At 43.9% G+C, this 20,596-nt stretch carries 20 protein-coding genes; 11 read left to right on the top strand and 9 right to left on the bottom strand.

Annotation, left to right across the window (positions count from 1 at the left end):
• Nucleotides 1-10 precede the first annotated feature (10 nt).
• The 6 genes from nuoH to BC643_RS16065 form a co-directional block, all read right to left on the bottom strand.
• Complete coding sequence (gene nuoH, locus BC643_RS16090) at nt 11-1,099, bottom strand: NADH-quinone oxidoreductase subunit NuoH (RefSeq protein ID WP_120274049.1); 1,089 nt, start codon at nt 1,097-1,099, stop codon at nt 11-13.
• A gap of 12 nt (nt 1,100-1,111) precedes the next feature.
• A complete protein-coding gene (locus tag BC643_RS16085) occupies nt 1,112-2,239 on the bottom strand; it encodes an NADH-quinone oxidoreductase subunit D (protein ID WP_211338075.1) in 1,128 nt (375 codons plus the stop codon).
• A 9-nt stretch (nt 2,240-2,248) separates the two neighbouring features.
• Entirely contained in the window at nt 2,249-2,704 is a 456-nt protein-coding gene (locus BC643_RS16080; RefSeq protein WP_120274048.1) for an NADH-quinone oxidoreductase subunit C, read from the bottom strand.
• 9 nt (nt 2,705-2,713) lie between these two features.
• The gene (locus tag BC643_RS16075; protein WP_211338074.1) at nt 2,714-3,253 is read right to left on the bottom strand and encodes an NADH-quinone oxidoreductase subunit B; all 540 of its coding nucleotides are present in this window, start codon (nt 3,251-3,253) and stop codon (nt 2,714-2,716) included.
• Nucleotides 3,254-3,264: 11 nt separating this feature from the next.
• The gene (locus BC643_RS16070) at nt 3,265-3,615 is read right to left on the bottom strand and encodes an NADH-quinone oxidoreductase subunit A (protein WP_120274047.1); all 351 of its coding nucleotides are present in this window, start codon (nt 3,613-3,615) and stop codon (nt 3,265-3,267) included.
• Nucleotides 3,616-4,083: 468 nt separating this feature from the next.
• On the bottom strand, nt 4,084-4,449 hold the full coding sequence (locus tag BC643_RS16065) for a DUF423 domain-containing protein (protein WP_120274327.1): 366 nt from the start codon (nt 4,447-4,449) through the stop codon (nt 4,084-4,086).
• Between the two features lie 644 nt (nt 4,450-5,093).
• On the opposite strand from BC643_RS16065, the gene BC643_RS16060 reads away from it, so the two are divergent.
• Both BC643_RS16060 and BC643_RS16055 read left to right on the top strand, forming a co-directional pair.
• Nucleotides 5,094-5,624 carry a T9SS type A sorting domain-containing protein gene (locus BC643_RS16060; protein WP_120274046.1) on the top strand — a complete coding sequence of 177 codons (531 nt, stop codon included), beginning with the start codon at nt 5,094-5,096 and terminating at the stop codon, nt 5,622-5,624.
• A 4-nt stretch (nt 5,625-5,628) separates the two neighbouring features.
• On the top strand, nt 5,629-8,268 hold the full coding sequence (locus tag BC643_RS16055) for a right-handed parallel beta-helix repeat-containing protein (protein WP_147377246.1): 2,640 nt from the start codon (nt 5,629-5,631) through the stop codon (nt 8,266-8,268).
• Nucleotides 8,269-8,387: 119 nt separating this feature from the next.
• Here BC643_RS16055 and BC643_RS16050 read toward each other — a convergent pair whose 3' ends face one another.
• Nucleotides 8,388-8,855, bottom strand: coding sequence for a GNAT family N-acetyltransferase (locus BC643_RS16050; protein WP_120274044.1), 468 nt, complete (start codon nt 8,853-8,855; stop codon nt 8,388-8,390).
• 50 nt (nt 8,856-8,905) lie between these two features.
• Nucleotides 8,906-10,468 carry a sigma-54 interaction domain-containing protein gene (locus BC643_RS16045; RefSeq protein WP_120274043.1) on the bottom strand — a complete coding sequence of 521 codons (1,563 nt, stop codon included), beginning with the start codon at nt 10,466-10,468 and terminating at the stop codon, nt 8,906-8,908.
• 222 nt (nt 10,469-10,690) lie between these two features.
• Between BC643_RS16045 and BC643_RS16040 the strand changes: the two genes are divergently transcribed.
• Nucleotides 10,691-11,440, top strand: coding sequence for a polyprenol monophosphomannose synthase (locus tag BC643_RS16040; protein ID WP_120274042.1), 750 nt, complete (start codon nt 10,691-10,693; stop codon nt 11,438-11,440).
• 106 nt (nt 11,441-11,546) lie between these two features.
• Complete coding sequence (locus BC643_RS16035) at nt 11,547-12,890, top strand: dihydroorotase (protein ID WP_120274041.1); 1,344 nt, start codon at nt 11,547-11,549, stop codon at nt 12,888-12,890.
• Between the two features lie 106 nt (nt 12,891-12,996).
• Here BC643_RS16035 and BC643_RS16030 read toward each other — a convergent pair whose 3' ends face one another.
• Nucleotides 12,997-13,866: a Cbp1 family collagen-binding glycoprotein adhesin gene (locus BC643_RS16030; protein ID WP_120274040.1), complete on the bottom strand. Its 870-nt coding sequence runs from the start codon at nt 13,864-13,866 to the stop codon at nt 12,997-12,999.
• Between the two features lie 617 nt (nt 13,867-14,483).
• Between BC643_RS16030 and BC643_RS16025 the strand changes: the two genes are divergently transcribed.
• The 7 genes from BC643_RS16025 (at nt 14,484) to BC643_RS15995 (ending at nt 20,590) form a co-directional block, all read left to right on the top strand.
• Nucleotides 14,484-15,008: an SMI1/KNR4 family protein gene (locus BC643_RS16025; protein ID WP_120274039.1), complete on the top strand. Its 525-nt coding sequence runs from the start codon at nt 14,484-14,486 to the stop codon at nt 15,006-15,008.
• A 154-nt stretch (nt 15,009-15,162) separates the two neighbouring features.
• Nucleotides 15,163-15,672, top strand: a complete 510-nt coding sequence (locus BC643_RS16020) for a hypothetical protein (protein ID WP_147377245.1) — start codon at nt 15,163-15,165, stop codon at nt 15,670-15,672.
• Nucleotides 15,673-15,678: 6 nt separating this feature from the next.
• On the top strand, nt 15,679-16,299 hold the full coding sequence (locus BC643_RS16015) for a hypothetical protein (protein WP_120274037.1): 621 nt from the start codon (nt 15,679-15,681) through the stop codon (nt 16,297-16,299).
• Nucleotides 16,300-16,335: 36 nt separating this feature from the next.
• Nucleotides 16,336-17,178, top strand: a complete 843-nt coding sequence (locus BC643_RS16010) for a DUF4349 domain-containing protein (protein WP_120274036.1) — start codon at nt 16,336-16,338, stop codon at nt 17,176-17,178.
• Between the two features lie 72 nt (nt 17,179-17,250).
• The gene (locus BC643_RS16005; RefSeq protein WP_120274035.1) at nt 17,251-17,721 is read left to right on the top strand and encodes a DUF4328 domain-containing protein; all 471 of its coding nucleotides are present in this window, start codon (nt 17,251-17,253) and stop codon (nt 17,719-17,721) included.
• Between the two features lie 97 nt (nt 17,722-17,818).
• A complete protein-coding gene (locus BC643_RS16000) occupies nt 17,819-18,829 on the top strand; it encodes a hypothetical protein (RefSeq protein WP_120274034.1) in 1,011 nt (336 codons plus the stop codon).
• 93 nt (nt 18,830-18,922) lie between these two features.
• Nucleotides 18,923-20,590, top strand: a complete 1,668-nt coding sequence (locus tag BC643_RS15995) for a rhomboid family intramembrane serine protease (RefSeq protein WP_120274033.1) — start codon at nt 18,923-18,925, stop codon at nt 20,588-20,590.
• Nucleotides 20,591-20,596: the final 6 nt, after the last annotated feature.

Genomic DNA, 20,596 nt, shown 5'->3' with positions numbered 1-20,596 from the left:
TTCTACTCGTTTAAAAGTGCCATCCCATCAGGACGATAAAAGCAATGATGATGATATTAATCAAGCTCAGCGGCATCAGGTATTTCCACTCCAGGGTCAGCAACTGGTCGATCCGCAAACGCGGGAAAGTCCACTTGAACCACATGATGATGTAGATAATGAAGAACGCTTTCAGGAAGAACCAAACCATCGACGGGATGAAATCCATCACGTGATTGAAAGCATCCCACGAACCGATATGGAAAGGCATCCACCCGCCGAGGAACACGGTTGCCCCGATGGCCGCCACAATAAACATGTTAATATACTCGGCCAGGAAGAAGAAGGCGAACTTGATACCGGAATATTCGGTGTGAAAACCAGCTGTCAATTCCGATTCGGCTTCCGCCAGGTCGAAAGGTCCGCGGTTGATCTCCGCTGTACTGGCAATTAAAAAGATGATGAAAGCGATAATCGCAGGAATGTGTCCTTTGAAAATCCACCAGCCATCAGCCTGACTTTCCACAATTCCGGAGAGTTGCATTGTACCGGCGAAAGTTACAATCGCCAGTAGCGACAAACCAACTGAAAGCTCGTAGCTCACAATCTGGGCTCCGCTTCGCATCGCACCAATCAGTGAATATTTGCTGTTACTCGACCAACCGGCAATGAGAATCCCCACCACACCTAGCGACGAAACTGCCATCACATAAAACACCCCGATGTTCAGGTCAACAGCCTGCAAACCTCTGGCAAAAGGCGTAGCAGCAATGGCCATAAATGAAGCGATGATGACGATGAAAGGTGCCAGGTTGAACAGGAATTTGTCCGAGCGGCGAATCGGGATCAGCTCCTTCATCAGCAACTTGATAAGGTCGGCTACCGTTTGGAACAATCCCAGCGGACCAACCCGGTTAGGCCCGTAACGGTTTTGAATGACTGCACAAACTTTACGTTCAAGGTATACCAGAAACAAACCCAGTAACGCGTAAAAAGCCAGGAACACGATTCCAACCAGCACCAGCTCTGCAATTAGCGCACCGGTGGTTCCAAACCAGCTCAGAAAAGTGGAATCAACTGATCCTGTTAAATCTTGAAAATTATAAATGGTTGACTGCATAGCACACAGATATTATCGGTCAATGTCAGGAATTACCAGGTCCAGCGAACCGCTGATCGCAATCAGGTCGGCAATCTTTCCACCTTTGGCCAGTTCGTTCATCACAAAAAGGTTACTGAAGTTGGGCGAGCGGAACTTGATGCGATAAGGCTTTTTGTCGCCATCGCTCACAATGAACACTGCAAACTCGCCGCGAGCCGTTTCAACCCGTTGGAAATACTCGCCGGCCGGTAATTTGATGATTGGTTTCATTTTCGCCGAAAAGCCATCATCCGGAATGTTGTCCACCAATTGCTCAATGATGTTCATCGATTCCCACATCTCGTCCATCCGAACTTTGTAGCGGGCAAAGGTGTCGCCTTCCGTATATAAAATTTCGTTGAACTGTACTTTGTCATAGGCGCTGTAAGGCGCATGTTTCCGCAAGTCACAAGAGAAGGCAGAACCACGGCCCGACGGTCCGGTCACACCGTAGGCGATTGCTGTTTCTTTGCTCATTACACCGACACCTTTGGCGCGTTGTTCAAAAATGACATTGCCGGTCAGCAACTGGTCGTATTCAGGAAGTTTTTGACGGAAATAGGTGATGAATTCTTTCACCCGCGTCTGGAAATTCGGATGAATATCGTGCATTAAACCACCCGGCGTATTGAAACTGTGCAGCAAGCGAGAACCGAAGGATTCCTCGAAAATATCGAGAATCAATTCCCGGTCGCGCAAACCGTAGAAAAAGGTTGTCAATGCTCCAAGGTCCATCCCGAAAGCACTCCACCACAACTGGTGCGAAGCAAGGCGGTTAAGCTCTGACAAAATGGTGCGCACATATTTTACTTTTTCAGGCACTTCAATCTGCAACGCGTTCTCCACACACAAGCAAACTGCTTCGTTATTCATGTGTGCTGACAAGTAATCCATCCGGTCGGTCAGGTGAATGATTTGCGGATACGTATTCGCCTCGCACATTTTCTCAATCCCTCGGTGGATATAACCGACATGCGGGATCAAATATTTTACCGTTTCCCCTTGCAGGCAAACTTCCAGCCTTAAAACACCGTGCGTTGACGGGTGCTGAGGCCCCATATTAATGATGTAATCCTCGCTTTCGCCGATGATGACATCTTTAATTATTTCTTCGCTCATAACAGGAGATTAACGTTCAATGAAATTGACTTCGTCGAGGAAATCTTTCCGCAAAGGATAGCCGTAATCGTCTTCCAAAAACAGGCGGCGCAACGCCGGGTGATTATTGAAGCGGATTCCAAACAAGTCGAAAACTTCGCACTCGTGCGGATTCGCAGTTGGCCAAACATCAGCCACCGTATCAATCTGCGGATTTGTTCGATCGGTAACATCTGCTTTCAACACCAATACATGACGATGATTAACAGATTCAAGATGGTAGACGAGCGTCATTTTTTCTTTCCAGTCCACCGCGGTCATACTGATTAAGTAATCAAAAGCCAAAGCTTCTTCGGCTTTCAGCGTTGCGGCAACTTCGTGGATTTTATCTTTGGAGATCACCATTTCGGTGATTGGCGTATTTTCGGGAAATTCTGCTTCGGGAAAATGCTTTTGTAATTCGGTTCGTAATTCGAGTTTTTCCATGACTTCCGGTTAAAGCAGGTTATCGTTGGCTTTGCGAGGTTCGCGAATTGATTCGGTTTGTATTTTGCGTTGCAATTGCATCACACCGTATAGCAATGCTTCGGGGCGCGGCGGACAGCCCGGTACATACACATCGACCGGAATCACATGGTCAACTCCGCGCACAACGCTGTAGGAATTATAGAAGAAGGGGCCACCGGAAATGGCGCAGGCTCCCATCGCAATCACATATTTGGGGTCAGCCATTTGGTCGTAAAGGCGTTTCAGGATTGGCGCCATTTTGTGAACGATTGTTCCGGCAACCACAATCACATCTGCCTGACGTGGTGTAGCACGGTAAACTTCGATCCCGAAGCGGGCAAAGTCGTGCCGCGATGCTCCAGCTGCCATCATTTCAATCCCGCAACAACTGGTAGCAAAAGTCAACGGCCATACTGAGTTCGAACGCCCCCAGTTCAGGAGGTTATCAATACTCGTCATTAAAATACTACCACCGGATTTCTTGAAGATTTCCAAAGAGTCATTGTCTTCGAATTCTTCGTAATTCATTGATTTAATTTTTATACCCATCTCAGTGCTTTCTTTTTCCATGCGTACAACAATCCGATTCCCAGGATAAAAAAGAAAATGATTATCTCGACAAAGGCTCTCATGCCGATATTGCGCATCACTGTTGCCCAAGGGAACAGAAACACAGTTTCAACATCGAAAATGAGGTAAATAATTGCGAACAGGTAATAACCAACATTAAACTGGATCCAGGCAGGACCTTCGGTTGGAATACCACATTCGTAGGGTTCGGACTTCGCAGGATTAAGCGAGCTGGGCGCAGCCAATGAGGAAAAGACGATTGCTCCTCCAACTAAAATAATGGCGACAACAAAGAACAGAATTAACATTTCACTACTCATAACACAAGCTCTAAGTAATGTCAGTGAAACGGACACGCAATGCTTTTACTCTCTTAAAGGAGGGCATTACATACACAAAGCATGAGGGTTTCATCCGGCATTGAATACATATTAATATTCGGATGAAAATGAGCTAGCAAATGTAAATCTTAATTTATTTGAAAAAATCCGGAAGAGACTTTTTACGGAAGGAACAAATACAGATATCTGGATATATATTCAACTTATTCTCATTACTTTTAAACAAAAAAATCTGAAAAACAATCCGATAGGGAAATTAAAGACATTTTTGTATTTGAAATTAACGAACCTATGATTTATATCGAATCTAAATAAACAGGTCATAATTTCTTAATAAACAGAAGCATTTTTTTGAAAAAGGCGATTCTTCCTCTCCTTCTGCCTCCACTAAAACAAACATCGTCTGCACATGAGGAAAGAGATTCTAAAAAATAAAACTTCGGGTCGCTATTTTTTAAGAACCGCCAAAACAAGCAAAAGCCATCCGGCAATAAAGCACAAACCGCCAATTGGCGTGATTGCACCGATCCATTTTATTCCGGTTATAGCAAGTACATATAAACTACCTGAGAAAATCACGATTCCCAGGAACAGAAACAAAGCTGAGAAATTGATGAGCGAAGAAGGCATCTGAATGGATAAAATTCCTACTAAAAGTAATCCCAAAGCATGGTAGAAATGATATTCAACTCCCGTTTTATAGACGTCCATCATTTCGGGCGACAACTTCGATTTTAAACCATGTGCTCCAAAGGCACCTATTACAACGGCCAGGGCTAAACTTACTGCAGCGGTAATCAATATTGTTTTCATTTTGTATCGAATGTTCAATTTTATAGTACTAACAACAGCCAACGTGCAAAATTTGTTAGTGCACACGTTTTGAAAAAAAGTTCATTTAAATAATTTAATCATAATGTTTGTTAATAACCCTAAATAGGAAGTCATTTCTAAAAATAGAAAAGCTGTCAATTGAAAAAGCCAATATTCAAAGAAACTCCATTGCCATAAAGTAAAAATTACCGTATTACTATTTTAGTTAACTAAAGCTAAAGATAGAGTAGAGAACCCTGCAACACGCTGACAATTTATTATTTGGATTAATTTAAGATAGCGATTTTTTTTGAAAAAATATGCTTGTTATGTGGAACCTTTTTTGCATTTTCGGCATTAATTCGTGTCGGGTAATCTATTGCGTTTGATTATTTGACTGAATTTTTTAGGAAAGAGAGCGTTTCGAGTGGAATGAAAGATTCTTCAATTTTATCACCCTATTGCCATTTCTGAGATGGCGCGAAGATTCAAAAAAGAAATACTCACTTTTCATTGTTAACGCATTTTAATATTGCTGTTTCAGAGTGGCAGCAATTTGAGCTTGTAAGGGAAAATTATGGCCCAACGTATGCGCTATATGCGTTTGGGTCGAGCTAGGAATGTGGAAAAAATGAAAGAGAGAAATGAACAAATTACTTTTGTTTGGTGCCGTGTTATGTTCAATTTTGACCATTAGCACAAAAGCCCAAAGTGAACAGGCAGAGTTGCGGGTAACTGGCAACGCGGGTGGCACAATGCAGTCAAGCAGTTACATGGTCGATTTTACGGTTGGTGAAGTGATAACAGATGCATTTCAAGGTGCTACTGTAATGCTCACCCAAGGATTCCATCAATCAGATTTGGGGTCTGCTTCGACCGAACAGGGCATCGTGAGTGGAATTGACGAAGAGGAAGAATTTCAGGACGAGGAACTTAGCGTTTACCCTAACCCCTTCAAAAAGACGATTAATATCGCGTACTCCTTCGCGAAAGAATTGGCAATGGATGTCTCAGTGACAGATATCACTGGCAGAGTCGTTATGAACTACAGTGACTACTACAATTCGGGTACACAACAGTTGGACCTATCACTTTATCCCAAAGGGATTTATTTCATCAAATTTTACAATCAGGAAAATCAGAAATTGCGAACGTTTAAAATTATTAAATCTTAGAACAATGAACAGGTTATTAGTCATATTGGCACTATTGATGCTCCAGGTAAGCGTCTTCGCCCAAACACCCTATTCATTTAATTATCAAGCTGTCGTACGAGACTCTGAAGGAAAAGTAATGACCGATAAAGTTGTCGATTTTGCGATCGACATCATCTTAAACAGCCAAGCCGTTTATTCCGAAACACATACCGGAATTGACACTGGCACCAACGGAATTGTCAACTTCAAAATCGGAGAAGGAACTGCAACAAGTGGAAGCTTCACCGATATTGATTGGGGAGCCGGAGCCTACAAAATCCGAGTAACCATGAACGGAGAATTGCTGGGTATATCGAATGTTACAGCAGTGCCAATTGCACTTTATGCTGTAAAATCAATGGATAATCCATGGGAGTATAACTCAGGCGATTATTCGTTATCATACACGAAAGGGCTTACAGAAGTACAGGACTTAAAAATTAACGGCAGCAGTGATCTTTCTCCGGAAGCGGGGATGATTCGTTACGATGTTTCAAGCAACGACTTCATTGGATACAACGGCTCGGAGTGGAAGTCACTAACTGAAGGCAATTCATCCTCTGAGTCATCAAGCTCACTTTGGTCTTTTAATACCGAAAACAATTCGATTTCATACACCGATGGATTAACAGAGTTGAAAGACCTGAAAATCTATGGTAGTAGCAATCTGTCACCGGAAGCAGGGATGGTTCGTTTCAATACCAGTAGCAATGATTTCGAAGGCTACAACGGAACGGAATGGAAATCGTTGACAGCGACTGCGACCAATACAACAACAACAGTTGTTGACACCCTGTGGACAGTTGATGCTGCAACCAAATCGATTTCATATACCGACGGTTTAACTGAACTAAAAGACTTAAAAATCTCGGGCAGCAGTAACTTATCGCCGGAAGCAGGGATGATTCGTTTCGACAATTCGACCAATGACTTCCAAGCCTACGATGGCACAGCATGGAAATCGATGATTGCCGCTTCAACAAATACAGAAACGACGATTGTTGATACTCTCTGGACTGTTGATGCAACCAGCAAATCAATCACCTACAATGATGGAGTCACGAAAGTGAAAGACCTCGTAATTTCTGGAAACAGCGATGCTACTCCGGAAGCAGGGATGATTCGCTACGATGCCGACACGAAAGACTTCACCGGCTACACCGGCAGCGAATGGAAATCACTTGTGACTGCTGCTGCAGGAACTGAAACCACAATTGTGGATACCCTGTGGACTGTAGATAGCGAAACAAAATCCATCTCATATACCGATGGTTTGACTGAGTTGAAAGATCTGAAAATTTCAGGAAGCAGCAATGTTGACGCAGAAGAAGGAATGATTCGCTTTGACTCCACAACGAAAGATTTTGTGGGTTACAACGGTACGGAATGGAAATCAATGATTGCTGATGCCGGAACAGAAACAACAGTGGTTGATACCTTGTGGACACTAGGCTCAGAGGATAAATCGATTTCATACACCGACGGTTTAACCGAGCTGAAAGAGCTTCGGTTGTCGGGGAACAACGATACAATTTCCGCGGAAGGTATGATCCGCTACGATGCTGACGATAAAGATTTTCTTGGCTACAATGGTACCGAGTGGAAATCGCTGACAGCCGAGGCATCCGCTACAACTACCGGCGACTACATCAGCACCGAAGCTGAACTAAAAACAGCAATCGAGAATCAAGTTTCCAATATTGTTATCGACGCTGACTTCGAAATTACTAGCCCAATCACTATTGCCTACAGCCTCCGTATGGAGTCGCTTGGTGCCCCTAAAACAATCTCTACGAAAGGCACAAACGCCTTTACAATTAACGCCAGCAATGTGACGATTGACAATATACTCTTTGCATCAAGCGGCGGCGGCGTTGCCCTTTCTATCGAATCCGGGCTTACAGATGTCACGTTAAGTAACCTTCGTATGTCAGCATTCGAACGTGCTATTTACAAAAACGGAAGCGCGGGATCTAGTCAAACCAGTCGCTTAACTTTCAATAATATCAAAGTATTGAACTCGGTTAACTCAGGAGAAACAGCCGCTGTATGTATCCTCGGAAATGTCGATGACCTCTCGATTGAAGATATGACTATAGACGAATCTCAAGGAAAAGGCATTTTTATAATGTATAGCTGTTCCGGCCAACTTGATCGTATAAAAATCTCCAACACAGCTCACGATGCACTGACTTTAGCTAAAAACACAACATCTGAATCTCCAACCAAAAGCTTCAGCCTCGCTAATATTAGCATTAATTCAACAGATGGAAATGGACTTATCATCTCTGAGTCATCAGCTACAACCTCGAATGTGACGGTAAAAAATGCAACCGGAAGCGGGATTGAGATTACTGGAAGCAGCACAGATATTAACCCACCGGTATCCTTAACGAACCTGAATATCTCTGGAACAAAAGCTTCGGGAACAAATTCCTACGGTATAATGCTAAAAGGAGATGCGACGGCAACAATTTCAAACTTTTACATTACCGGTACAAGCACCAGTGCAGTCGACGACCAAGCTGTTGGTGTTTATGCTTTGGACAGCCAAAACTTCATCGTAAACGGCGGGATCTTCATGAAACTCGGGAAACTGATCTCGGTGGAAACGTCAAACTAAAGAGACTTGTTTAACTCACATCATAGTTCGAACTAGCCGAAACGTAGAAAAGGCGATAAACAGAAAAAACACTCTCGAATCCGGGAGTGTTTTCTTTTATAACATGTCGAAAAAATAATTTACCAAACTCGTTCCCAGAAATACATGGGCGGATTACATTCAACAAATCCGGCCTTTATATACAATTTCTGAGCATTTTCATTGTCGTGCCGAACCTCGAGATTGACGCGGCAATAACCATTCCGCTCGCCGTAGGAAGCAATTTCGTCCAGCAGAAACTGTCCGACACCTTGCCCACGAAAGTCGGGATGTACAATAAAATCGTGAATATTGATCAGGTACTTGGCTTTGAAGGTCGAGAAGTTTCGATTGCAATTTGCTAAGGCCGCATAACGATCACCAGCTTTCACCAGGAACCCCAAATAACCGGGATACTCCCGCAAACCACTGATTATTTTCGGCGCCAATCCCTCAGGCATTGGATCGCTAATTCCCATCGGGTCTTGCATGTAGCAATCCAACAGAACGATCAAAGCATCAACATGCTCCTGATTTTCCAGATCAATTTCAACAAAAGTCAAATGCATTTTTGCTTTTGAAAGTAGCTAAAATAGCGGTGAATAAAAACCTTACTAAACTAGACTTTAAAACGCCAGGCGTCGATTTCGTACTTCTTTACACGTGTTCCCAGCATCCGTTCAGTAACCATCAACAGGTCTGCCGCTTTGGCAATATTCCCTTTGGTTGTTGTTAATGCCTCTCGGATCAACTGTTTCTCTACCTGCTCAACCGTATAAACCAAACCTCCACGAGACTGTGTGTTTGTCGAGTCGGCTGTTTGCAACGATGGTGGCAAATTATAGGAATGGATCACGTTATCAGTCGTCAAAATACAAGCCCGCTCCACACAGTTTTCAAGTTCCCGGATGTTTCCCGGCCAACTGTAAACCATCAGCATATTCAGCGCGCTGGTTGTGATTCGCTTCACTCCCGTTCCGTTTCGCTTATTGAATTTTTCGATGAAGTGGTCAACCAGCAACGGAATGTCGTCGCGGCGTTCGCGCAATGGCGGAATGTACAACGGGAAAACATTGATCCGATAGAACAAGTCCTCGCGGAACTCACCGTCCTCAATGGCTTTTTCCAGGTTTCGGTTTGTTGCCGCAACAATACGCACATCAACTTTAATCGTTTCGGTTCCGCCCAACCGTTCGAACTCGCGCTGTTGAAGAATACGAAGGATCTTCACCTGCGTCGAAAGCGGAATATCCCCGATTTCATCCAGGAATATCGTTCCACCATCAGCCAGCTCGAAACGCCCTTTGCGGCGACTGTCGGCCCCGGTAAAAGCACCTTTTTCATGCCCGAACAATTCACTTTCGATCAGCGAATCGGGAAGTGCAGAACAGTTCACTTTCACAAAGCTGTTCTTCGCGCGCTTGCTGGTGTAATGTATCGCATCGGCAATCAATTCCTTACCAATACCACTCTCCCCGCGAATCAGAACAGTCGAGTTTGTCTCGGCCACCATATTCACCAGAGAATACACGTCGCGCATTTTCCCCGAGTTTCCGACAATATTTACCGGGCGATGGTCATCGTCCAGCTTGCTTTGTAGTTCTTTATTTTTCTGACGGAGCACCTCCAATTCTTCCACCTGCTCCTGCTTCGAGCTCACAACACGTGAAATGAGGCCGCCGATAACCGACAGTAAATAAAGGTTTTCATCTTTGGTAATAAACGGATTGTAGACTCTGATTAAACTTAGCGCGCCCGTCACCTGTCCGTCTTCCATAACCGGCACACATACATAAGTTAAATCTTTTCCTTCCTTCGATTTGAGTTCCTGCTGGGTTTTATTCAGGAACAAACTCGATTCTGCGATCTTGTCAACGACAATCGGTCTCGCTAACTCAACGACTCGTCCAATAATTCCTTCTCCTAAATCATACTTTCCTCTGGCCTGTTGCGCTGAACTATAACCATATGCAGCTTCAATATAAATTGTTGAATTCTGCCTGTTGAAAATTGTAAGAAAGCTTCTTTCTGCATAGAGACTTTTAACCAGAAGCTCCAGAATTACCGACAAATCATTTTTGAGTTCTTTGCTCTGAATTAGTCGCTGACTAATCTCAGACAAAAGGGTTAGCTCCTTTACGCCGTAACATTCATTTCCTGCTTTTTTGCATCTAAATTCCATAATTCTCCCGCGTAAACAGATTTGATTTCGGTTTCTTTTTGCCACAAATTTTACAATTATAAATCTCCGAGCAAACAAAACCTATTGTAAAGATATCATTTTAACGATATCATAATACCCTTGCTGTCATTTCGACAGACCCTTCTTCAAAAATAATTTAGCCCTCTCATTCAAATATGCTCAAAAAGTTTAATTTCGCATAGAACAAATTGGAAACTGCACGTGAAAATTAATTTGGTTATCATTCCAACCTACAATGAAAAAGAGAACATTGAACGAATGATTCGCAAGGTTTTCTCTTTAAAAACCCCTTTTGAAATCTTAATTCTGGACGACAATTCACCTGATAAAACGGCCGAAATTGTGCAAAGGTTGCAGATTGAATTCCCCGGAAAACTGCATTTGGTACAACGCCAAGGGAAATTAGGATTGGGTACAGCTTACCTCACCGGATTTAAGTGGGCACTGGAATATGGCGCCGACTATATTTTCGAAATGGACTGTGACTTTTCGCATAATCCGGAAGACCTGGAAAAGCTTCTCGAGGCCTGCGACAAAAATGAAGCAGACGTAGCTATCGGCTCCCGTTACATCAAGGGAATTAACGTGATCAACTGGCCGCTTGGACGCGTACTGATGTCGTACTTTGCATCAGTTTATGTGCGGATGATCACCGGCATGAAGATTATGGATACCACAGCTGGTTTTAAATGTTTCCGTCGTTCGGTGCTCGAAGCGATTGACCTGGATGACATTCAACTGAAGGGCTACGGCTTCCAGGTTGAAATGAAATTCACGGCCTGGAAACACGGCTTTAACATTACCGAAGTACCTATCATTTTTACCGACCGCCAGGAAGGAAGCTCCAAAATGAGTGGCGGGATCTTCAATGAAGCGCTTTGGGGAATCCTGAGAATGAAGATTCGCAGCTGGTTCAAACACTACATTCCACAAAAATCGCAACTATCGTAAACAACATTCATGCGGTTTGAACAAAACCGAGAAATAATTGCTTAAGGCTGCAGTACTGTAGCCTTTTTAATTTTCAATTCGTAATTTACGACAAAAACCAAGTCACATGAAACAGACCATCATCCACAACGCTATTGTCATCAATGAAGGACAGCGTTTCCGGGGAGGAGTCATTATCGAAGGTGAATTTATCGCAAAAATATTCCGGGGAGACCTTCCCGAATCGCAAATGGAACATGCCGAGTTGATTGATGCTGAAGAGCGTTGGTTGATTCCGGGAGCTATTGACGACCAGGTTCACTTCCGCGAGCCGGGTTTGACCCACAAAGGTGAAATTGCCACCGAATCGATGGCGGCACTAGCCGGCGGGGTGACTTCATACATGGAGATGCCGAATACCAATCCGCAATCCACCACTCAGGAAGAACTGGAAAAGAAATACGCGCGCGCTGCTGAAGTGTCGGCCGTGAACTATTCGTTTTACATGGGTGCCACCAACAACAACCTGGACGAAGTCCTGAAAACCGATCCGCGTAAAATTTGCGGCATTAAGGTTTTTATGGGTTCCTCTACCGGGAACATGCTGGTTGACGACCAGGAAACACTGGGGGAGATCTTCAAAAATGCGCCAACACTGGTTGCGACGCACTGCGAGGACGAAGCCATCATTAAACGAAACATTGAAATTTACCGGGCAAAATACGGTGAGGTTGTGCCGATTTCGCGCCACCCGAAAATCCGGAGTGCCGAAGCCTGTTTCAAATCATCGTCGAAAGCGGTGGAGCTGGCCTCGAAATACGATACCCGCTTGCACGTGCTGCACATTTCAACTGCCGACGAAATGGTGCTGTTCCAACCGGGACCGGTGAAAGATAAAAAGATTACCGCCGAGGTTTGTGTGCACCACCTTTGGTTCGAAGAAAAAGATTACGCCGCTTACGGAACCCGTATTAAATGGAACCCAGCTGTGAAATCGGCCGACGACCGCAAAGCTTTGTGGGAAGCGCTGCTCGACGATCGCATTGATGTGATTGCAACCGACCATGCCCCGCACACGCTGGACGAAAAATCTCACTCCTACTTTAAAGCGCCATCGGGCGGACCGCTGGTACAGCACTCAGTAACGGCGATGTTCGAGTTTGTGCTCCAGGGAAAACTAACGGCTGAAAAGGTAGTTGAGAAAATGTGCCATGCTCCGGCCGACCTGTTCCGCATCGACCGTCGCGGATATATTCGCGAAGGCTACTATGCCGACCTGGTGCTGCTAAACCCGAATAAGAGCTGGGTGGTTTGCCCGGAAAACATCATCTACAAATGCGGTTGGTCACCATTTGAAGGAACAACATTCAACACACAAGTATCGAAGACTTTTATCAACGGTCAACTGGCTTACGATCGCGGCCACATTGAACCTAGCGTTCGCGGGAAACGACTCGAATTCAACTACTAAAACAGTTGTCATTCGTTGAAATACTACATTCATTAAGACAAAATAAAAAAAGTCCGCTACCCATTTCGGGATAGCGGACTTTCTTTTTGTATGGAACGGCAACTTCTTAGTTCACCTCAATAATCAGGTATTTCGAGCTTTGCCAGAATGTCTGCGGATTATCAATCACAATGGCCTCAACTAAATCGCCTTCTTCAAAATGGTACGAATCTGACGGGTGAGTTGTCACTAACTTCGCCTTCTTGGCGTGAAGTTCCATTCGGGTGAAGTCGCGAATATCGACCTGTGTGAAATAAGCCTGGTTAAAATCCTTTTTCATTTTCAGTGTGCGACCAATACCCAGGAAGCCTCCGCTTTTCTCAACCAAATCGTTGTCGATTAATTCCTTTTGGCTGCCAAAAGCATAAAAAGCTGTATTCATTGCAATGGTCTGCGACTGGATGGTTGACGCCCGGGCCTGCAGATCTGCATCTTTACGCATGCCTTCAGCAGTCATCTCTTCGATACGGGTATTTAGATTGTTTAAATCCACATGCATCTTTTCCAACTCAGCATTCAGCTCAGCAATTTCAGCATCTTTTTGCTCCACCTGACGACGAAGCACCACAATGGCCCGCTGCAATTCGGCAACCTTTGCATTCGAACTGCCCAACTGCTTTTGCAGCTTATTAATCAGCTCCTTGTTCTTCTGCATCAGCTCGTGAATAGTTGCGATATCACTCAAAATACGATCTTTATCGCTGGGACGGCCTTCGCTTACCGCACTTGATTCAATGCGCACGATATCTTCCACTTGTTTAATCGAATCCAGGTTTTCCTGAATCTCGGTCATGGCCGACACAAAATTGATAATCGCGGAATCTTTCTCAACAGCAGCCTGAGCCAGACTGTCCTGCATAGCCTGCATTTGTTTGATTTTACCTTGTTGACACGACGCCAAAAGGACAACAACACATAGATAGATTAGCTTTTTCATAACGTAAACGCAATTTTATTTTAAGCCAAAATTAACGGAATTTCAACACTTACGCAGATTCGGAGCCATATTTTTCAACCGCTCCGAAATACAAAGCAGTGAAGATAAAAGAAGACTGAGAATCAGCAGAATATTCCTTAAACTTTCGATTGTTGTAAAACTTTGAGCAAAGTCCTGTTTTCCACTTCGAGGTCGTGGAGGCGCTGTGTGACCTCCTCCAACTGTGCCTCGAGCTCCCGGGTACGGGGATCGACCGACGGGCCGGACAGGGTGCGCAGTTGCTCCTTTTCGCCATCGCGCCAAAGATCCTAAAAACCAATTGGATCGATTAATTTCCGGCGACCGCCCCATCTGAAACTCAGCATAAGCAACCGGCAAATCCCAACATAATTCCAAATAACAACCAAACCTAATCCATTTGAATACCAAACCTTATTTAGATCAGCAATAAATTAAACTAACGAGGATTTGTATTTTGATAAGTTTCGTAAATTGAGATGCGCAAAGGCAGCAATTGTTATTTCCACATCAAAATAGCATGGAAAGAACAATAGCATCAAAAAGATATAAGAGAAATAAACGCAATTGCGTCTCCTAGGACGTTGTAGCCAATAAAAATGAAAGAGACCTTAGAAATACTATTTGACAAATCCATTGAGTTTTGTGACGAAAACTACACTGAAGAGCAAATCAAAACTAAATGGATTGGTAATCTTCCAGCAAGTGGGACAGAAATTGAGAATGCAGAAAAACGATTGGGAATAAAACTTCCTCAAGACTATATCGAAATGGTAAGTACTGCAAACGGATTTCCACCTTGTTCGAATAGTGTTGAACCAAGTTTTCAAAAAGTAGATGAAATCGATTTTTATAGAAATTTCCAGTGGAATGTGATTGACACCTGGAAAGAGATGGAAGAATTGAACGATGTCGTGAGCGATTTAGAAAGAGCAATTATGATTGCAGGACTTGAAGATGAACAACAGTTTCTCATTGTCCCACCAACTAATGGACAAAATAAATGGAAGTACTGGAAATTTGCGATGTGGATTCCTGGAGAAGAAGAATATCAAGATTTGAAAAGCTATTTAGAAGGTGTTATTGAATTTTTGAATGAACAAATACAAGAAAATAAAAAATAAATGTCTTCAACAACGCATATAGCTTATGGCGGACGAACGGCTACCGGCAAGTTTTCCGCTCCATAGCTAGCTTTGGTTTCGGTTGACAGAAAAGTGCTTCGAGACCGCCACAATCCATATGGAATCCGTACAGTGCATCCTAAAAAAATGAACAATGACTAAAAGAGATTTTTTTATTCTGGTTATAAAGCTTTTCGGGCTTTATTCAATAATTACCGCAGTATTTTTCACACTACCGAGCAATGTTTCGTTCATTATAATGGATTTTGGAGTTACATCGATTCTCTATTTACTGGCTATACTATTCGTGATCGTTGCTCTTTTCGTTTTCCTGATATTTAAAGCCAGCCAAATTGTAAACCTTCTGAAACTTGACAAAGGTTTCGACAATGACAAGATTGAGTTGGGCAACCTGACAACAGTGGAAATTGTGAAAATCGCCACTTTCATTATCGGTGGTTTTCTAATCATCAACAATATCCCTGTATTTATAAATCAAACCATCAACACATTTTATACCGACATTCAGTCGCAAGCAGTAACTCCTACTTACAAATGGAACTGGTTTGTAAATGGCTTGAATATTTTAATCGGTTACCTATTAATCACAAACTTGAATTTTGTTGCCCGACTTTTACGGCTAGAAAATAATACTGAAAAATAGCGTCATATGCATAAACAACTATTAGCTCTCGCACTTATCACCATCACGCTATCGTGCTCCAACGACAAAAGTAAGGTGGCAGAGCAAAACACCAACCAACAAACCCCGGATGCCTTGGTTGACGATAACAAGATTGATGTTTCGTCCTACAGCAAACGATACGATTCGGACATCATTCAGCAACTGTTTGATGAGGCGGTCGAGACTAACGAGTCGCTAAAGTCGTTGACTTCTGACCTAAAAAAAGTACGCGAACATAAATCGGACAGCCTGATGGCTTATGAGATTTATAGAAGGAATAACCAAGATTACTGGAATACACTCGCGAGATACTCCAGCCAACTGAGTGACTCAACCCTAAGACAGGATTTAAACAAATTAATTGAAACACTAAAAGCCAAGCAATTGAAAAAGACGGCTCAGCTGGATGAAGTTGCTTCGCAAGTAGATTCGGCGACACAAAAGCTAAACGATCTGGAAATACTGATGAAAATACTTGTCACCCAACCGATGATGAGCAATTACCAGCGGAATGAATTACCGAACCTCAAAACAGTGGAATCGGTAAAAGAGGCACTGGAAAGTTCCATCAAACAATTAGAGCCTTATGCTAAAATTCAGGAATAGCAATCATCCGTTTCCTACAAACAAAATCTATCAAACATGAAAAACATCTTATCAATATTTATTTTCAGCTTGCTATTTGTCTCCTGCCATCAAAAGCCGAGTTCCATCGATTCTTATGCGATCCTCGACATGGCAGCAGAAAATGAGATCATCCCGACAACCCGACAGGAACTGGCTAATCCGCCGGCTCCGCCTTTACCTCCGGTGACTAGTCAGGAGGTGATTAAAAAGAAAATCATTAAAGACGGGCGGATTGGCATAGAGGTAAACGACCTGGAAGATTCGAAATCCCGCATCGACACCTTGGTTAAAAATCAAGGCGGCTATTATGACAACGAGAGTTATAACAACTCGAACTGGGAATCTTCTTACAATCTAAAAGTACGAATTCCGTCGGCCAATTTTGATCGTTTCTTAAACGCCGTAGAGACCGGAAAGGGAGAAGTAAAATACAAAGAGATTGATGCACGGGATGTAACCGACCAGTTTATTGATTTGGAAACACGCCTTCAAAACAAAAAGAATTACCTGAAGCGGTACAATGAATTATTAGCTAAAGCACAAACGGTGAAAGATATCCTTGAGATTGAGGAAAAAATCCGTGGAATTGAAGAAGAAATCGAAAGTACGACAGGCCGACTAAACTATCTGAGTGATTTAGTGGATTACAGTACGCTGGATTTGACCATCTCGAAGCAGAAAGATTTCAAATATAATCCTGTGAAGCGGGGCAACTTCGTTCAGAAATTAAAACAAGCCTTATTCAAGGGGTGGTATGGGCTAATTGATTTTACGCTCCTTCTCTTTAACCTTTGGCCACTTTGGATTTTTGTTGCAGTCGTTCGTTATGCCTGGAAAAAATTTAGAAAGAAAAAATAATCACCTGTCCCTCGTTTGCAACGAGGGACAGCATTAATCAACCGAATTCAAACAAACCCTAAAACAAACCTTATGCTACTCAAAATCAATTCTATTCTGCTGGGACTATTCGGTCCTCAAGAGATCTTCGTCATCATCGCGATTCTTGGTGTATTCCTACTCGGAATCATTCCCTTTATTTTCTACCTGGTCACCCTGCAAAACACGCTTTACGCCGTTAGCACGGAGAACCGCAAAATGTCACCCGGCTCGGTTTGGCTGCTGCTCATCCCCGTCTTCAATCTAGTTTGGCATTTTATTGTGGTCGACCGGATCAGCGAATCGCTACGGTTTGAATTTGCCGAACGCAACATCAACAGCACCGAAAGCTCCCCGGGTCGAAGCATTGGCCTGGCTTTTTGTATCCTGTCGTGTTGTGCCGTCATCCCGATTGTCAATACACTGGCCGCTCCAGCTGCGCTGGTTTGTTGGATTATCTTCTGGGTAAAAATGCACGAATGCAAAATGAAGTTGCAACAGCCGCAAACAGCTGCGAATGTTTAGCAACCTGACCTAGCTAAAAAAGAGAGGCAGCTTAACATCTCCCAAACACGAAACGGCCAACTTCTTCGTTTTATCATAAACCAAAACCTCAATTACTATGAACCGACTAGTCGGAATTCTGCTGATCATGGTGTCAACGCTGTTGTTTTTCGCTTGCCAGAAAGAGGACCAGGACGATCAACCAAGCTTGGATTTAGAAAACAGCGTTTCGTTAAGAATTAATAATTACTATAATTCCTATGTCGCCGAAAATGATGATCATTTCTATTACGGCACGTTAAATCCGGGAGAACTACACCTTTTCCGGCTTCATATCCAGCGCGGAATGACCTACCAGGTCGCCAGCACACAACCCGGTGTGAACAGCTCCGTAATCGCCATGACACTTTTGGATTCGGAGCAGGACACCATTGCTGAATCGTATCGCAGCGGCTCATACTCCAACTTGTCCTTCACGGCTGAGAATGACTCCAGTCTATACGTGGCTGTTTACTTGAAAGCTTCTTTTTCTGAGACAATTGATTATCGTTTGTATTTCGAATCCTTAACTCCTCGAACGATGCAAATTGCAGACAACGAATGGGAATATATCGGAGATTGGCAGGCAACCGGCCCCAAAGCACTGACATACACGAATTGCGACATTCGGCAATTCCGCTGGCTAAGACTTCAGACCAATGGTGAAGAGCAACTGAAAGTTTCGTTTACCCTAAAATTGCCCGAAAGGCTAATCCTCCCTTCAATAGGATTCATTTGCGACGGATCGTACGACCGGGCACGCCTCTACGACTACAAAGAAATACTGCCGCTAATCGGAACTTTCTTCAACATTGAAAATAATGAAGATTATAAGGTCTATTCACTAAGTGAAAATTCGTCAAACCCCTATATTCATGGAACCTTCGACATCCCTATCGATGCCAAAAACGGCGTTAAACTGACGATGAATTATGAAAAGATCGAAAACGAAGACTACTGCTCTGTTTACATCAACGACTCCCTCGTTTCCACCTCAACCACCGGCCCCTTGTGGTATGTCTACCTGGTGATGGAAGACTGGGATTACGACACCTTTGTTATTGAGGACCTATCGGTAGAGAAAAACTAAACAAAAACAGATATTTAACCGCCATTTAAAACATCTTTCTAAACACAAAACCAACGTTTTCTTCGTTTTATCATAAACCAAAACCTCAAGACCATGGATCGGCTACACCAACTGGAATACTGTAAAATTTGCCAACACCGAAAGTTTGATTCACAACAGGGAATCATCTGCAAGCTGACAGCCGCCAAAGCCGATTTCGAGGAAAGCTGTGACCGCTTCGAAATTGACCAGGCCAACATTGAAAAACAAAAACAACGCGCAACCGGCGAACATAAGGAACGCCTGTCGTTTGGCTTTTCGCCCCGGCAAACCGACAGCGTGCTGTATGGCGATCTCACACCCGAACAAGCTTATGTGCTTGCTTGGGAAACCGTGCAAAAGCTGGGATGGGAAACCGGCTATTCGAGTGCATCGGGTTTTGTGGCCTACACCGGTTTTTCGCTGGCCTCGTGGAGCGAGGAAGTGCAGGTAAAAGTGGGCATCGCACGCATCGATCTGAAAAGTGAATGCACGGGCAACCAACCGTTCGACTGGGGTAAAAACCGCCGAAACATCGAGGATTTCCGAAAGACTTTTGAAAAGCTACATCGCAGTTTCGATGTTGAAATGCTCGCCGAAAAATATAACGAGCTCTCGGTACAATTCGCTGCCGACATCGATCAGCTGGATCATCCTCCGCTGATTAAGAAAGGAAAAATAACCAGTGTATTCTCGCTGTTTGTTCCACAGAAAGGCTATTTCGTTACACCGATTATTGTAATGCTAAATGTACTGGTCTTCCTACTAATGATTGCCTTTGGAGTGAGCCCACTACTACCCGACGGCGAGCAACTGCTCCACTGGGGCGCGAACTTCCGGCCGTATACACTCGATGGTCAAGGATGGCGACTCATCACCCACCTGTTTGTCCACATCGGCGTTTTCCATTTGCTAATGAACATGTATGCGCTGGTTTACATCGGCCTGTTGCTTGAACCCTATCTCGGAAAAACGCGACTTGCTTTCGCCTATCTCCTATCGGGTATCGTTGGAGGCGCCACCAGCGTATTCTGGCACGAATTTGAAGTTTCTGCCGGGGCGTCGGGTGCCATCTTCGGACTTTACGGTGTTTTCCTCGCCATGCTGACGACCAACCTCATGGAGAAATCGGCCCGCAAATCGCTACTCATCAGCATTGGAGTGTTTGTCTTTTACAACCTGGCTAATGGCATGAAAGCCGGCATTGACAACGCCGCCCACATCGGCGGTTTAGTCAGCGGTTTATTGATTGGCTATGCCTACTATCCCGAGCTAAAAACGCCAAACTTAAAACTGAAGTACGCCACGATGGGTGCACTTCTGCTTGTTGCGTCTGCTGGCTCATTGGTTTTAATGCGAAATAGCATTGAACGCGATTTTGCTCACTACCAGGCCGATATGCAGAAATTTGCCCGAATGGAAGAAGAAGCACTGGGACTTTACCGCATGCAACCTAACTCGAGTGATGAGCAGATTCTGGCTGAAATTGAAAATAACGGGATCAAAAACTGGGAGGCCAGCATTGCCCTGCTCGACAGTGTTGACCATTATGAACTGCCGTCGGGACTTCATGATCATATTCACAAGCTACGGCTATATTGCGACCTGCGCCTGAAATCCTACGGAGCAATCTCTAGAGCCATCTCCGAAAAAACCCGAAAATACGACACCGCGATTATGAACTACAACGCCGCCATTGAAGATATCCTTCGGGAAATGGGTGCAACACAGGATGAGAACTAAAATTCA

It is taken from the genome of Mangrovibacterium diazotrophicum (assembly GCF_003610535.1).
GTDB classification, from domain to species: domain Bacteria; phylum Bacteroidota; class Bacteroidia; order Bacteroidales; family Prolixibacteraceae; genus Mangrovibacterium; species Mangrovibacterium diazotrophicum.
The sequence above is the reverse complement of the archived record's forward strand: the minus strand, read 5'-3'. Positions and strand labels throughout refer to the sequence as shown.